The sequence below is a fragment of the Streptomyces sp. NPDC021093 genome (genome assembly GCF_044333135.1).
In the GTDB taxonomy this organism is placed as follows: Bacteria; Actinomycetota; Actinomycetes; order Streptomycetales; family Streptomycetaceae; genus Streptomyces.
Map to the genome: position 1 here is coordinate 1 of NZ_JBIRQJ010000016.1, position 15665 is coordinate 15665.

Sequence of the window (15665 nt, forward strand, 5' to 3'; positions counted from 1 at the left end):
CCAGGACCTCCCCCTCGACCACGTCATCGAAGCCCTCAACCCCCACCGCACCCTCTCCCACACCCCCTTCACCCAAATCGCACTCACCCTCCAGAACACGGAAGGCGGCCACTTCGACCTCCCGGGCCTGCACGTCACCGCGGAGGGGTACGCCGGTGCCGTCGCAAGGACCGACCTCGGGCTGAGCCTGCACGAGCGCTTCACCGGCGCCGGGGACCCGGACGGCATCCAGGGCTCCCTGGAGTACGACACGGACCTCTTCGACCGCAGCACCGCCGTGCTCTTCACCGAACGCCTCACCCGTGTTCTCACCGCCGTGTCCGGCGAGCCGGACACCCGCGTCAGCCGGGTGGACGTCCTCTCCGAGCACGAGCGTCAGGACCTGTTGGGGACCGGCGTGGACCGCCCCGGCGGGGCCGCGGTGACGACGCTTCCGGCGCTGTTCGAGCGGCAGGTCCGGGACACCCCGCAGCTGCCCGCCGTCGAGGCGGAGTCCGGGACGCGGACCTACGCGGAGCTCAACGCCGCCGCCAATCGGCTCGCCCGGGTGCTCGTCGCACACGGCGCCGCCCCTGAGCGGCACGTCGCTGTCGCACTGCCGCGTTCCGCACAGTGGGTGGAAACCGTGCTGGCCGTGCTGAAGGCCGGCGCCGTCTACGTGCCGCTCGACCCCGGCCACCCCACGCAGCGGCTGGCCACCATGCTCGCGAACGTAGCGCCGGCCCTGTTGGTGACGACCCGGGAAGCCGCCGCACGCCTGCCGCGCACGCCGGGGACCACGCTGATCCTGCTGGACGACGAAGACGTCCGCTCGCAGTGGGCGGAAGCGCCCGGCACCGACCTCGGCGAGTCGGACCGGGCGGCGGCACTGCGCGCGGGCCATCCCGCGTACGTCATCCACACCTCGGGATCGACCGGAACCCCCAAGGGGGTGGTGGTCACCCATGCCGGTATCGGCGCCCTGGCGGCCCACCAGCAGGCCGACTTCGAGGTGTCCTTCGACAGCAGGGTGCTGCAGCTCGCCTCCTCGACCTTCGACGTCTCCGTCGCGGAGCTCTGCCTCGCGCTGCTCTCAGGAGCGACGCTGGTGGTGCCTGAGGGGGCGCCGGCGGGTGCTGAACTCGGCGACCGCCTCGCGGAATCGCGCATCACCCACTTGCTCGTCGCGCCCACGGCACTCGCCGAGGTGCCCAGGCGGGAGCTGCCCGCGCTGACCGCGGTGATCACCGGGGCCGAGACCCTGCCGCGGGACCTCGCCGAGTTCTGGGGCCGCGGCCGCCTGCTGATCAACGCGTACGGCCCGAGCGAGGCCACCTGCGACGTCACCTTCGCCACCATCGGGTCCGGGGACGCCGCGGAGACCAGGACCATCGGGCGTCCCATCGCAGGAGCATGGGCCCATGTGCTGGACGGGGACCTGCGGCCCGCCCCGCCGGGGGTCAGGGGCGAGCTGTACGTGTCCGGGCTCGGGGTCGCCCGGGGCTACCTCAAGGACGTGGCCACGACGGCCTCGCGCTTCGTGGCCGACCCCTACGGCGCACCGGGGACCCGGATGTACCGGACGGGGGACCTGGCGGTCCGGCGTCCCGACGGGGTGCTGGAGTTCCGTGGGCGGAGCGACGCGCAGACCAAGGTGCGCGGCTTCCGGGTCGAGACGGGCGAGGTCGAATCGGCGGTCCGGCGCTGCGCGGGCGTGGCGGGCGTCGAAGTGATGGTGCGTGAGGACCGGCCCGGTGACCAGCGGCTGGTGGCGTACGTGACGTGCGAGCCGGGGACCCGCGCGCCTGATCCGGCGGCGTGGCGCGCCACGGTCGCCGAGCAGCTCCCCAGCTACATGGTGCCGTCCGACTTCGTCGTGGTGCGGGAGTGGCCGCGTACTCCCCACGGCAAGGTGGACCGCCGGGCCCTGCCTGCTCCCGTGCGGGCCGGTGGCGGCAGCGGAGGTGCGCCGCGGTCGGCCCAGGGGGTGGTGCTGTGCTCGCTCTTCGCCGAGGTGCTCGGTGTCGAGCGGGTGGGGCTCGACGACAACTTCTTCGAGCTGGGCGGTCATTCGCTGCTGGCGACCAGGCTGGTGGGCCGGATGCAGGAAGTACTGGGCCACCGGGTGGAACTGCGCGAGGTCTTCGCGGCCCCCACCCCGGCCGCTCTCGCGGCGCGCGAACCGGGGGGCGGCGAGAACGCCCTGGGCACGCTGCTCCCCCTGCGTACGGAGGGCAGTAGCCACCCTCTCTTCTGCGTCCATCCGGTCTCGGGCTACGCGTGGCGGTTCACCGCGCTGCTCGGTGCGCTGGGCAAGGACCGTCCGGTGTACGGCCTGCAGGCGCCGGGTCTTGACGGCTCGACGCCGCCCGCCGGTTCCCTGAAGGAGCTGGTCGCGGGCTACGTACGGGAGATGCGGACGGTGCAGACGGTGGGCCCGTACCACCTCGTGGGCCTGTCCCTGGGCGGGCTGGTGGCGCAGGCCGTCGCCACCAGGCTGCAGGAGGAGGGTGAGGAGGTGGCCCTGCTCGCACTGCTCGACTCCTACCCGGGCCCGCCCTCGGGCCCGGGGACGTCCACCGACCCGGAGGAGATCCTGCGGGACATCCACGACGGCTACGCCGGGATCCACGGGCTGCCCGCCGGAGCCGGCGAAGAGCCGCCCGGCGCCGGTGCGGCGCGCGCCCGCGTGGTCGACTGGCTCGGGCAGGGGGCGGACGAGCTGTCCGCCCTGGACCGCGCGCAGCGGGAGGCCGTGGTCGACGTCATGGTGAACAACGTGCGGATCACGAACGAGACCCGGCCCCAGGTGTTCTCCGGGAACCTGCTGCTGGTGGCGGCCGCCCGGGACCGACAGCCGTGGGCGGTGCCGGAGGCGTGGGAGGAGTTCGTCGAAGGCGAGGTCGAGGTCCACGAGTTGGACATCGTGCACCGGGCCCTGCTGCAGCCGGGCCCGGCCGCCGAGATCGGACGCCTCATCGCGCCGAGGCTCTCGTCGCCCCGCTGAGCGGCGGACCGGACCCGCTGCCCCCGCACGTGGCGGTCTCGGCCTTCCGTATCATTCACGAGGTGCTACAAAGTGGCGGCGCCGCCGGCCACGGGTGACAACGGGAACGAGCGCGCATGACCATCAAGGTATTGATCGCCGACGACCAGACCCTGATCCGCGAGAGCTTCCGGATCGTCCTCAACGCGCAGCAGGACATCGAGGTCGTCGGAGAGGCCGTCAACGGCGAGGAAGCCGTCCGGATGGTCTCCGAACTGGCCCCGGCGGTCGCCCTGATGGACATCCGGATGCCCGTCCTGGACGGGCTCGCGGCGACCCGGAAGATCGTGGCGGCGGAGGCCGGCACGAAGGTGCTGGTGCTGACCACCTTCGACCTCGACGAGTACGTCTACGAGGCGCTGCAGTCCGGCGCCAGTGGATTCCTGCTCAAGGATTCCTCCGCGCATCAACTCGCCGATGCGGTACGGACGGTCGCGAGCGGCGGCGCGCTGCTCGCGCCGACCATCACCATGCGCCTGATCGAGGAGTTCTCCCGGCTCGGCGCGCCCAGGCCGCCGCGCAGGGCCCGGGTGTCGGACCTGACGGAGCGGGAGACCCAGGTGCTCTGCCTGATCGCGCAGGGCCTGTCGAACGCGGAGATCGCCGCCGAGCTCGTGATCACCGAGCAGACGGTGAAGTCCCATGTGAGCCGACTGCTGGTGAAGTTGGGGCTGCGGGACCGTACGCAGGCCGCGGTGTTCGCGTACGAAAGCGGCCTCGTCGTCGTGGGGGACTGACGAGGCCGGTCAAGGGCGTACGGGCTCTCGCGGCTGCGGGTCCGGCGGCACGGGGTTCGCTTCGCCCCCCCCCGCGCGGGACACCAGCCCGTTGCTACGGCAGGTCGAAGAAGATCATCGGGTTGTGCTTGCTGGTGCGCACCGGGGTGTCGAGGCCCAGTTCCTTCTTCACCTGTGCCAACTGCTCGGTGGCCGCGGGGTTCTTGGCGGTGGACGGGGTGAAGAATTCAATTCCGTTGTTCTTCAGCCACTTGAGGATGACGGATCCCTCGCTCATCGGCTTGGGCCAGCGCCCGTGGAATACGTCGTGCACGCTGGTGGGCGTCTTCGCGGGGACCGCGGGGAAGAGATTCTCGATGTACCAGTGGGCGAAACGCGCACCGTGGTCGGCGTCGATGAAGAGATAGCCGGTGTTGTCCGGCACCTTGGCCAGGTTTTCCTGAACGTTGCCCTTGTTGAACGTCCAGCGGCCCTCGGAGAGTTCCTTGTCGACGTTCTTCACCACGTTGTCGACGATGTCGAAGGAGTGCAGGTGTCCCGTGCCGTTGTCGCGCAGGGCGCTCAGGATCCAGCGGGTGGACCACCCGTAGAACGTGCCTATTTCGACGACGACCTCGGGCCTGTACTCGCGGAGCAGCAGGTAGGTGATTTCCGCCTCGTAGTCGTCGAGCTGCGGCTTCATTTCCTTGCCGCGGGCGGCGAGGTAGCTGCGCTGGTCGTCCCTGACCTTCGCCAGGTCGCTCTCGTACTTCACATAAAGGCGGCTGAGGCGTTCGACGTCGAGCACGGCCATGGGAATTTCCTTCGGTGTGAGGGGGTGACAATGATCCAAATGACCCTAAGGGGCCCCGATATCAGATCGATATCGTCCCTTGGACCGGCTTTCGACGGGGCCTCTCATAGCTTTGGAAGAGGGTCCGGAAGGCGAGAAGTACCGCCCCGAAGATCGGAATCCAGGCCAGCCGCAGCAGCACCCATGCCGGTCCGTCCGGGCTGGTGTGCAGACCGGGGAGGAATGCGCCGAGGCCGAGCGTGACGAGGGTGGTCGTCAGCATTGCCGTCTGGTGCCAGAGGAATACCGTGAGGGCCGACATGCTCAGCAGTACCACCCCGGCCCACAGGAAGTGGGCCGGGCGGGCGCGCCGGTCGCCGAGGTCCGGGAGCTGTGACGCTCCGGTGCCGGACCGCTGTCCCACGAGGCGTCGCAGGGGCCCGCAGAGGAGCAACGCCCCACCGCACTGGGCCAGTCCGAAGGCGACGGCCGCGACCGTCGGCGGGCTGAGGTTCGAGATCACGGATCCCGGTACGCCGACCATGCTCGCGGGGTAGCCGCACCACAGGACGAGCGCGGCCGTGGCGCAGGCGCCGCCGATGAGCAGGGCGGCCCCGGTCCGGCGGCGGGCGAAGGACCCGGCGGACCAGGCCGCGCCCAGTGCGTAGGGGATCAGCCAGGCCGCGGGAACGTTCAGCTGCCGGACCGTACCGGCCACGCCGTCGTCCCCGAAGAGGGCGTGCGCCCCGTCGAGGGCGGCCACCAGCAGTCCTGCGGCGACGGCGGTACGCACCCCGTGCCGGTGGACGAGCGGCGTACAGGCCGTCAGGGCCGCGTACACCCCGAGGAACCAGAGCGGCGAGAAGACCAGCCACATCATGGTGTGGATCGTCTCGTGCGCGATCCCCGTGGCGACCAGCCCCGCCCATGCCATGGCCCAGGTGACCGCCAGCGGGACGACGGGGCGCAGCAGCCGGGTCAGTCGCCGGCCGAGCCAGGTACGGTACGGGGTCCCGACGGCGTGCGCCGAGGCGTAGCTGCGGGCAGCGACGCGGCCGCCGACGAAGAAGAACAGCGCGAGCGGCTGGAGCAGCCAGGTCAGCGGTGCGAGTGCGGGCATGTGGGCCAGCGGGCTGTCGCCCGCGAGGTGGCCGCCGGCCTGCAGGACGACGCCGCTGACCAGCCAGTGGCCCAGCACGACGCCGGTGATGGCCAGCACCCGGAGCACGTCGACCGCGCGGTCCCGGTCCGCCGGGGTCGCCGCGTCGATGCGGAGGACGGCCTCGTGGACCCGCCGGAAGCGGAGTGGCCGGCCGGGGACGGGCGGGCGGGGGTGTGCCGCCCGTCCCCGACCGGGGTCTTGGGTGGGACGGACCGCGGTGACGCGGACCGCCGAGGAGCGGGTGGGAGAAGGCCGGGGCGGGACGCGGAGGTCAGTCATCGGACACTTCCGATCCACGGCCGAGCGCGATGCGGGAGATGTTCTCCAGGGCGGGGCCGCCCGGTCGCAGGTAGTCGCTGTGTTCTCCCGGGCCCGCGGAGAAGTGTTGGGCGCCGAACGCCGGGGACGTGGGGTCGGCGCCGAATCCGAGCTGTCCGCCGAGCATGTCGACGCTGGTGTTCGGGATCCTGGCGATCCAGTCCTTCGCGCCGCGGCCCGCCCACAGCGGTACTTCGGTGTGCAGCTCGGCGCGGGAGCCCACGCCCATTCCGGGGCTGCCGAAGACCACGGCGGCCGCGGGGGCCGACGCGTCGTCCGCGTCCATGCCCTGCAGCGCCTTGCCGCAGACCACGGTGCCGTAGGAGTGGCAGAGCAGTGCGACGGGGGCCTCGGGGTTCACCCGCTGCAGGTCGGTCAGGAACGTCCGCAGTCCGCGGCCGCCCTCCTCGGCCCTGCCGGTGGTGGCGACGTCCCTGCTCATGGTGCGCGGGGCCGCGTAGCCGTACCAGGCCACCACGGCGACCCGTTCCTTGGGAGCGAGCCGTTGTTCCTCTGCGTACAGCGCGCGGGACCCGCCGTTCAGTGAGGCGTAGGTGGCACCGAACTGGTCGTAGGTGTCGACCGTGGTGTCCGAACCCGGTACGACCACGGAGATGCGGTCGGCACGGGCGAGGTCCCCGAGCACCTCGACGGCCTGCCCGTCGCCGACCGGGCTGAAGGAGAGGAACTGCCGCCCGGGCCGGGCGAACTTCCGCAGGACTTCCGCTCGGCCGGTGTCGTGCAGTTGCTCGGCCGCCTGCGCCGAGTCGAGGATGTACCGGCGGTTCACCGCGTACCGCGTGTCCAGGGTGGCGGCCCCGGCCTGGGGCAGCTCCGGCGGACGCACGGTGCCGGGTGTGAGCGACTGGGCCGCCGCGGTGATGGAGACCACGAGGGAGCACGCGACTGCGGCCATCAAGAGCCCGCGCCTGATCCGTGTACCTCGCATGACTGGTCCTCTCACTCCCTGCTGGAACGATGTTCCGGTGAACTGGAATTGAGATTAGGGACCGGACCCGCGTTGCGGATCACGCTCAGGAGTGCTCTTCGCGGGTAGCTCTCAAGTAGGGGGTCTCCCCCGCAGGTTGGATGCGCGCTCCCGCTCGCTGATGATTTCTCCCCCGGCAGCCCGGCCCGCCTTGTCAGCCGCCGTCACGGGCTGTCATTCTCGGTCGACCCGCTGCGGCTCCCGCAACGGGCCCTGCTCCCGGGAAGGTTGGTCGGCGCAATCGGCATCCACGGCTCGTACGCGTTGCCCGCCCTGGTGGCGCTGCCGCCGACGGTTCCCCGCCCCGCGCCACTGCGGCGGCCGGGCACATGCCCGGCCGCCGCAGTGGTGGCACCTCGCGCGGACGGCCGGTCAGGGGCGGACCGTCCGTACCGCTCCCGGGGTCAGCAGCGCCAGTTCCTCGGCCACTTCCTTCTCGCCCGAGGTCATCCCGATCTGCTGGAAGGCCCGGCGGGCCACGGTGAGGTAGTGGCCGGCCCCGAGCACCCGGTCCAGCATGCGGCAGCACCTGCCCAGCAGGAGGTTGTTGCCGGCGAACAGGACGAGGTCGCCGGTCTGTTCCGCGATCGCCAGGGACTGGAGCAGCCAGGGCGAAGCGTTCCCGACCAGTCCGACGGCGATGCAGGTCTCCCCCATGCCGAGCAGGGCGTACGCCTCACCGCGGGCGTTGCCCTTGCCCCGGACCTGTTCGACCAGCCGGCGGTAGGTGTCCCCCACCTTCTGGAAGACCACCCGGGCGCGTTCGGCACGGCCCATCGCGGCGACGAGTTCGCTCCCGATCCGGTCGAGCGCGGCCGCCGCGGACTGGGTCAGCGCCTGGCCGTACGACTCACCGATGTTGGTGAAGATCCGGAACGCGGCCCCGAGCAGGTCCTTGGCGCGGTCGCAGCGAAGCCGGCGCATCTCCACCGAGAGCAGCTCGAAGGTCATGGCCGACTCGCCGCCGAGGGTCCCGGCCCGCTCCATGGCCACCAGCGAACTCTCGGTGACCGCCTGCCAGTCGTCGTAGACGTTGCGCGTCTCGAAGAGCACCGCGGTGGACATCTCCAACTCCCAGGCGAGTTCGTCCGCCCCGAGGCTGGTGAGCTGCCGGACCACGGCGCCGACCGCGGAGCGCTCGGCGTCGGACCCGGCCCGTCTGGCCTGCAGCACGGAGCCGTCCGGGCCCGGTTCGACGGAGCCGCGCGGGATGCTGCCGCGCACCCCGCCGAAGTCGCCGCCGTACTCCTGGCGGTGCGTCTCGTCGGTGACGCTGAGCCAGCCGCGCCAGGCCCGCTCGCGGGCCGCCCGCCGCTCGCCCGTCTCCTCCTCCGCGTGCACCCGCTCCCCCGCGTACAGCTTCAGCAGGCTGTGGAAGCGGTAGCGGACGGCGCCCGCGGCGTCGACACCGACCACGGTGAGCAGGTTCAGGTCGACCAGCTGCTCGATGAGCCTCTCGGCCTCGCCGGTGGACACCTCAAGCAGTGCGCCGCCGACCCAGGCGGGGAAGTCCGGCACGTCCAGCAGGGACAGTCGCCGGAACATGCGCGCGAGGTTCGCGGGCATGGCCCGGTAGCCGGCGGTGAAGGCGGAGCGCACGTCCAGGCCGCCCGCGGAGAGCTCGTCCAGCCGCCGTGGCTCCTCCGCCAGGAGGTCGACCAAGTGCCGTACGGACCAGTGCGGTTTGACGGCCAGGCGGGTGGCGGCGATCCGGAGCGCCAGCGGCATCCCCTCGCACAGGGCGCACAGGGCGTCGACGGCCGTGAGGTCCGCCGCGCTGCGTCCCTTGCCCGCGATCCGGCGCACCAGTGCGGACGCCTCCCGCGCGGGCATCAGGCCGAGGGCGATGTGGACCATGCCGTGGACCGCCGCCATGTGCTCCTGCTGTTCCCTGCCGATCACCACGACGCAGCTCCGGCCGTTGCCCGTCAGGAGTAACCGGGCCTGGTCCAGGGAGGTGACGTTGTCCAGCAGGATCAGGATCCTGCGTTCGGTGAGCAGGCTACGGTGGAGCGCGGTCCGCTCCCCGGGGTCGTCGGGGATCCGCTCGCCGGGCACGCCCAGGGCCCGCAGCAGGCGCCCGAGCAGCGAATGGACGGTGGCCGGACCCTGGTCCTCGTCGTGCGTGGAGGCGTCCACGTAGAGCTGGCCGTCGGGGAAGTGGTCGGCGACGCGCTGCGCCCAGTGCACCACGAGGCTGGTCTTGCCGACGCCGGCCATGCCGGTGACGAAACCGGTGCGCGGCGCCGCCCCGATGGGGTCGTCGACCAGCAGGGCGTCCAGCTGCCGCAGTTCCGCCTCCCGGCCGATGAAGGCGGGCACGCCCGGCGGAATCTCGGCCGGTACGGTCCGGACGGGCGGCGCCACCACCGGAGGCCCGGTCTCCTCGGGACGCTCCGGTCCCGGCTCGTCGCGCAGGATCGCATGGTGCAGCTGCTGGATCGACAGGCTCGGCTCCAGGCCCAGCTCCTCCACGAGCTCGTGCCGCCAGGCGCGGAAGCCCTCCGCCGCCTCGACCCGCCATCCCGAACGGACCTGAGCCAGCATCAGGTTGTGCCGGAACCGCTCGTGCTGGGGATAGTCGTTCACCGCGGCGGACAGCACCGGGATGAGTTCCTGGTGGCGGCCCAGTTCGAGTTCGATGCCGGTCCACACTTCGTACGCCGCCAGCCGCTTTGCCTCCAGCCGTGTCGCCGCGTCCTCGGCGAGCTGTCCGCCGACACCGGTCAGCGGGCGTCCGCTCCACAGGTCCAGGGCGCTCTTGTAGAAACGGCTGGCCTCTTCCAGGGAATTCCTGCGGGCGCTGTCGCCCCCCTCGACCACCAGCTTCTCGAACTCACGCACATCGACGGAGCAGTTGTCGGTGAGCAGGCGGTATCCGGGGTGGGCGGTCACAATTGTCGGGGCCTGTCGCCCGGCGGCCTTGAACGTCTTGCGCAAAGCGCCTATGCAGATGGCCACTTGGGTACGCGCCGAGGCCGGTGGCTCATTTCCCCAGACCGCGTCGATCAGCGCGTCGACAGATACGACCCGCCCCCAGGCGAGGACCAGCGCGGCAATGATGATGCGCTGTCTGGGCCCGCCGATGGCGACAGACTCCTCACCAACTCTCGCCGCCAGCGGCCCAAGCAAGGTGTATGCAACTTTGTCGGCGTTCGCACGCTCGCCCCCCACGACATTCCCCCGTCGTCCAACAACACCGAACATACGGCCGAATCACTGTAGATCAAGAGCGCCACCAAGATCGGCCCCGTTGGCTGAAACTTTGCGTCACCCATACGCGCATACAAGGAAAGGGCGGGCACGCACTCTCCGGCCGCACAGGATCCCTGTGGACTCGGATCTCCGCGCTTCACGCACCGTGACCCGGGTCGGACGGGTTGTAGCCCACGGCACTTCTGTCTCAATCCGATACGTTTTTAAGGTTCCTTGAAGATCTTCGCGGTCGGTGTCACACGCATCGGGGACGGTCCTTCCCGCCTCCGACGAGGGGGTGATTCGCACGGTCCGGGCGAGTTGCCGGGAACGGTCCCGCAGCGCTTCCCGATCGCCGAACGGCGACAAAGATGCTGGTCACAGCGGTGTGGTGGGGTGCGGCCCGCCCGAACTCCGACAGTCGAAGAGCGAGTTGACCGAGGCTTGACCGAGGCTTGACGGCGGTGGGGGATACCGCCGGTGACACGTCGGCATCGGACGAACGAACAACTGTCGTCACGGGTGGCGGCCTTGGCTGATCTGAACCCCCGGCACGGCGAGCGCCACCCGGCGGGACGCCGGGCCACGAGGTCGTTCAGCGCGGGGTGGAGCATGGCGCCGGATCGGGCCAGCAGCGGTGGATCCTGGCCAGAGACGCTTCGACGGGCCGCTCGGCGGTGGCCGGAAGGGCGGTCGACCCCAGGAAGTCGACCGCCCTCCACGGCCCGGCAGACCCGGCAGACCCGGCGGATCTGGCAGCCCCAACAGGCCCGGCAGCCCGGCGGCAGTCGGTCGGTCAGGCGCGACGGCTGGCCGAAGGCGTCCGATAGGCATGAAAGCCACGGCCGCTCCTGCGTCCCGTATGCCCGTCCGCCACCAGCTCGGCGAGCAGCTCGCACGGCTCGAACCCCTTGTCGCCCGTGCATTCGAGCAGGACGTGCAGCGAGTCCAGCACGGTGTCGAGACCGATGAGATCCGCCGTGCGCAACGGCCCCATCGCATGTCCGAAGCACTCCTGGAAGATGCGGTCGACCGCCACCGCGTCGGCCGTGCCCTCCTGCACCACCCGGGCCGCGTCGTTGACCGTGGCCATCAGCACCCGGTTCGAGACGAATCCCGGCGCGTCGCCGACGACGATCGCCTGTTTGCCCATGGTGCCGAGCAGTTCGGTCGTGCGGCGCAGTGTCTCGGCCCCGGTGAGCGGCGACCTGATCACCTCGACCGCGTCCTTCAGCGGTGCCGGGTTCATGAAGTGCGTGCCGATGACGCGGTCGGGCCTTCCCGTGTACGAGGCCAGCATCGTGATGGGCACGGCGGACGTGCAGGACGCGAAGACGGCCTCCGGCGGGCAGACCTCGTCGAGCCTGCGCAGCACGGCCTCCTTGACGGGGATCCGCTCGCGGACGCACTCCACGACGAACCCGGCTTCGTGCAGCTCGGCGAGGTCGCCCACCCAGCGCACCCGCTGTGCCGCGCCCTTGGGCTCGCGTGGTGAACGCCCGAGCAGGCGGCTCATCCGGATGCCGTCGCGCAGCCGCGCGGGCCCTTCGGCCAGTGCGGCGGGGTCGCTGTCGACGACCACCACCCGGTGTCCCGCCTCGGCCGCGCACTGGGCCACGCCCACTCCCATCCTGCCCGCGCCGACGATACCGACCAGGAGCGGGACTTCCTCGCGCGCCCCGCTCGCGGCGGACACCGGCGACTCCTGTTCCCCGGCACTCCGGTGCTCCCCGGTACTCCAGTGCTCCCCGGTCTGCCGGGCCGTCTGCCGCCCGGTCATCGGCGCGCCTGCGTCCCGGTGGTGACCACCCGTACCGGACCGGCCGTCTCCGGCTGGGGGCTCGCGCCGGTGTGGCCGAGCAGCAGGGTGTCCCCGGTCCGGCTCAGCACCTCGAATCCACTGAACCTCAGGTTCACGAGCATGACGCGGTTGACCTCCGTAGGTACGAACTCCGCGGTGGGGCGGCGGCCTGCGGCCAGCGCGTCCCGCACCAGATGGCCGATCAGTGCCGGTCCCACGCCGCGCGACATCACCCGGCAGGACAGCAGGAGGAGCTGGAGGCAACTGGTGTCCCCCCGCTGCTCGGTGAGGGCGAGACCCACGGTGCCGTACGCGCCGAAGCGGTCCTTCAGGTCGGCGACGAGCACCTCGTGGGAGGGCGAGTCGCACAGCGCGCGCAGCTCCGCCATGTCGTAGGTGCGTCCCGTGGTGTTGAGCTGGTGCGTGCGTACGGTGAGTTCCTCGGCCCGTACGAGATCGGCCTCGTCGGCCCTGCGCACGGTCATCTCCAGACCGAGCGTGGCGAGGAACTCCGCCGGGGGGCCCGCGTAGCTCTCCTTGGCCCGCCTGCGCTCGGCCTCCCGCCGGTAGAGCAGACGGCGCTGCCGGGACTCCCCGGTCACCTGTCCGGTACGGAACTCGGGCAGCCCGGCGAGGGTGCCCGCGGCTTCCGCCGGGTAGGTGCGGACGGCAGGCAGTGCGGCGCTCACCTCCGCGCGTTCCAGCGGGTCGTTGTCGATGAAGGCCACGGTGTCGATGCCGATGCCCAGGGCGTCGGCGATCCGCCGCACGGCCTCGGACTTGGGGCCCCAGCCGATCTCCTCCACGGTGAACAGGTCGGCCAGCCCCTGCTCGGTCAGATGGGCCATGGCCCTGGCCCGGTCACCGCGGCTGGCCACGGCGTGCAGGATGCCGCGCTCGTCCAGCGTGCGCAGCGCGGACCCGGCCTCCTGGAAGGGGACGGGCCGGTCCCCTTCCAGCACCGCGCCGTCCCACAGGGTGTCGTCCAGGTCCCACACGAGGCACTTCACCGTCGTGGGAACGGGGGCTGGGGTCATGGGGCGGTCTCCTCGAACTCGCGGGCGGGAGCGGGGGCAGGGGCGGAGGTGGCGGTGGGGCCGGGGGTGGCGGTGGGGCTGGGGGTGGCGGCGCTGGCGCCGGGCCGGAAGCCGTGCCGTCGCAGCAGCCGGTCGGCGATGTGCAGCTCCGCGACATGGGCGGAACCTTCGATGATCTCCATGACCTGCGCGTCCCGGGAGAAGCGCCCGACGGCGCTGTCCGGCTCGCAGCCGGCCGCGCCGAGGAGCTGGACGGCGGCACGGCTGACCGAGCCCGCCGCGCGGGCCGCCGCGTACTTCGCCGTGATCGTGGCGGCCACCGCCTCGGGGGCGCGCCGGGTGCGCAGCCGGGTGGCGTGCGCGCACAGTTCGCGGGCGGCGGCGCTCTCCACCGCGGCGCGCGCGAGCTGCGCCCTGACCAGTTGGTGCTCGGCGAGCGCGATGCCGCCCTGGGTGCGGCGTACGACGTGTGCGGCCGCCGCGTCCAGGCAGGACTCGGCCATGCCGACGCAGCCCCAGGCCACGGTGAACCGTCCGTGGTCCAGGGCGGTGGCCACGACGTGCGAGAGGCCCAGGCCCACGGGCGCCACCACGTTGCCGCGCGGCACCCGGACGTCGTCGAGGCGCAGGTGCGCGATCTCCGCCGCCCGCATGCCCAGTTGGCCCTCGACCGGTTCGCGGGAGACACCGGGCAGGGCGCCGTCGACGAGGACCGTCGTGGGGCGGCCCGCCGAGGTGCCGAGGACCAGGAAGACGTCCGCGGTGCGGCCGAAGGTGACCCATCTCTTGGTGCCGGTCACGCGCACCCAGTCGCCGTCCTCCTCGATCCGGGTGCTCACGGCGGCCAGGTCGGTGCCCGCGCCCGGCTCGGTCGCGGCGAATCCGGCGATCGTACGTCCGGCTGCCAGGTCGGGCAGCCAGCGCGTGCGCTGCGCCTCGGTCCCCCAGCGGGAGAGCGCCGCCGCGACCATCGACTGGACGGTGACCAGACCGCGCAGCGCGCTGCAGGCCCCGCCGATCCGCGCACAGAGCTCCCCCAGGTCGGCCTGGCTGCCGCCGAGTCCGCCGTACCCGGCCGGGACGTCGGCACCCAGCAGTCCCGTAGCCGCCAGGGCCCGGCGGACGTCGTCGGGCACCTCGCCGCGCCGGTCCCAGTCGCCGGCGTGCTCGGCCGCGAAGCGTGCGAAGCGGGCGGCCTCGGGGCCGATCCCGGAGGCGTCCCCGGTGCCCCGCTCCGGAACGCTAGTGGCTCCCGCCACGGGGCACCTCCGCGGTGGGGGATGCGGTCTTCTTCCTGACGAATTCGGCGACGTTCACCGCCGTGCGGAAGTGGTCCAGGCTCAGGTCCTCCACGTCGATCTCGAATTCGAACCGGTGCTCAAGGAACGTGACCAGTTCCAGGGCGAAGAGAGAATCCACGATCCCCTTGGCGAAATAGTCTTCATCGGGGGCGATTTCCTGCCCCAGAGCGGATTCGAGGAATTCTCGAATCTCTACTTCAATTGTCTGCTGCACGCTCTTCCTGCCCATGGGTGAGGTTTTTCGGAGAAGGTTTGACGGAGAATGTGTGACGAAACGGGTTGCCGGAGAAGTTGTGCCGCGGAAGGTGTGCCGCGGAAGGCGCGTCAGAGCAGGTGTGCGGTTTCCCCGTCGCCGATTTCGACGAGCAGCATGCTCCAGGCCGCCACCGGGCTCGTATTGATCACCACGACGCGGTCCCCGTCGGCTATTTCCTTTTCCTCGTGCGCCGCATAGAGGTTCAACAGCGTGTCGTTCGAGCCCAGATGCCCGTGGCTCCGCAGGTTCTCGGCGCAGGACGGCAGGAGTTCCACCCCCAGCGTGTCCTGGACGAACGCGTGCCCTCCGGCGGAGAGGTTCTGCACCGCCAGCCCCGCGAGGTCCTCGGCCCGCATCCCGTTGCGCTCCAGCAGCCGGGCGAGCAGGCCGCGCAGCCGGTTGCGGGACTCCACCGCGAGGCGGAAGGAGTAGTCGGCGGTGTCCCGGCACTCCTCGCGCCAGTCGGCCGCGGGACGGTCGCGGAAGTCGACGCGGAAGAGGTCCCAGTAAGCCCCGTTCGTCTCCTGGAGCAGGTCGAGCACCCGGACAGGCCCGGTCCTGGCGAGCACCAGGGCCTGGCCGCTGTCGCCGTTGAGGGTGACCGGGTGGCGGTAGCGGCCGGGGGTCGCCGGCTTGCTGCCGTGGGCCACCAGCACATGGTGCAGGTCCTGGTCGGCGGCGAGCAGCCCGCGCGCGGCGAGGAGCGCCGGGGTGAGGGAGGCGCAGCCCAGGCCGCCCACCGAGAAGGTGAGGGCCCGGTGGAGGCCCAGCGTCTCCTGGAGCCGGGTCGCCTCCGAACTCAACAGGTCCTGCGGGGCACGGGACTCCACCACGATCAGGGCGTCGACGTCCTCGGGACGCAGCGCCGTGTCCGCCAGGACCTGACGGGCGGCGGCGGCCGCCAGGTCGTGGTCGTCGAGTGCGTCGTCCGCCCGGACCCGCTCGATGCCCAGGCCGGTCAGGGTCTCCCGCTCCTGGGGCGTGAGGGACGGGAGTTCGGGGAGGTCGGCGAGGGGTGTGGACCGCTCGGGCAGGTGCCAGGCCGCGGCCAGGACCGCCAGTGGGGCTGCCAT

The 15665-nt window shown here is 71.7% G+C and carries 11 protein-coding genes; 2 read left to right on the top strand and 9 right to left on the bottom strand.

Going from position 1 to position 15665, the window contains the following annotated elements; genetic code table 11:
• Positions 1–2986: amino acid adenylation domain-containing protein (locus ACH4SP_RS37740; protein ID WP_398422147.1), on the top strand; the 2986-nt coding region annotated here is incomplete at its 5' end.
• Between the two features lie 116 nt (positions 2987–3102).
• Entirely contained in the window at positions 3103–3762 is a 660-nt protein-coding gene (locus ACH4SP_RS37745; RefSeq protein WP_398422149.1) for a response regulator, read from the top strand.
• Positions 3763–3856: 94 nt separating this feature from the next.
• Here the strand turns inward: ACH4SP_RS37745 and ACH4SP_RS37750 are convergent, their stop codons facing one another.
• From ACH4SP_RS37750 to ACH4SP_RS37790, 9 genes are all read right to left on the bottom strand, one after another.
• Positions 3857–4555 carry a class I SAM-dependent methyltransferase gene (locus ACH4SP_RS37750; RefSeq protein WP_398422151.1) on the bottom strand — a complete coding sequence of 233 codons (699 nt, stop codon included), beginning with the start codon at positions 4553–4555 and terminating at the stop codon, positions 3857–3859.
• Positions 4556–4616: 61 nt separating this feature from the next.
• On the bottom strand, positions 4617–5975 hold the full coding sequence (locus ACH4SP_RS37755) for an acyltransferase family protein (protein WP_398422153.1): 1359 nt from the start codon (positions 5973–5975) through the stop codon (positions 4617–4619).
• On the bottom strand, positions 5968–6930 hold the full coding sequence (locus ACH4SP_RS37760) for an alpha/beta hydrolase (RefSeq protein WP_398422154.1): 963 nt from the start codon (positions 6928–6930) through the stop codon (positions 5968–5970). The genes ACH4SP_RS37755 and ACH4SP_RS37760 overlap by 8 nt, the downstream gene beginning before the upstream one ends.
• A gap of 444 nt (positions 6931–7374) precedes the next feature.
• A complete protein-coding gene (locus tag ACH4SP_RS37765) occupies positions 7375–10134 on the bottom strand; it encodes a BTAD domain-containing putative transcriptional regulator (RefSeq protein ID WP_398422156.1) in 2760 nt (919 codons plus the stop codon).
• An 859-nt stretch (positions 10135–10993) separates the two neighbouring features.
• Positions 10994–11893 carry a 3-hydroxyacyl-CoA dehydrogenase family protein gene (locus ACH4SP_RS37770; RefSeq protein WP_398422158.1) on the bottom strand — a complete coding sequence of 300 codons (900 nt, stop codon included), beginning with the start codon at positions 11891–11893 and terminating at the stop codon, positions 10994–10996.
• Between the two features lie 80 nt (positions 11894–11973).
• The gene (locus tag ACH4SP_RS37775; RefSeq protein ID WP_398422160.1) at positions 11974–13035 is read right to left on the bottom strand and encodes an HAD-IIIC family phosphatase; all 1062 of its coding nucleotides are present in this window, start codon (positions 13033–13035) and stop codon (positions 11974–11976) included.
• On the bottom strand, positions 13032–14294 hold the full coding sequence (locus ACH4SP_RS37780; protein WP_398422162.1) for an acyl-CoA dehydrogenase family protein: 1263 nt from the start codon (positions 14292–14294) through the stop codon (positions 13032–13034). The genes ACH4SP_RS37775 and ACH4SP_RS37780 overlap by 4 nt, the downstream gene beginning before the upstream one ends.
• The gene (locus tag ACH4SP_RS37785) at positions 14278–14550 is read right to left on the bottom strand and encodes an acyl carrier protein (protein ID WP_398422164.1); all 273 of its coding nucleotides are present in this window, start codon (positions 14548–14550) and stop codon (positions 14278–14280) included. Before ACH4SP_RS37785 ends, ACH4SP_RS37780 begins: the two co-directional genes overlap by 17 nt.
• Positions 14551–14660: 110 nt before the next feature.
• The gene (locus ACH4SP_RS37790) at positions 14661–15665 is read right to left on the bottom strand and encodes a 3-oxoacyl-[acyl-carrier-protein] synthase III C-terminal domain-containing protein (RefSeq protein WP_398422165.1); all 1005 of its coding nucleotides are present in this window, start codon (positions 15663–15665) and stop codon (positions 14661–14663) included.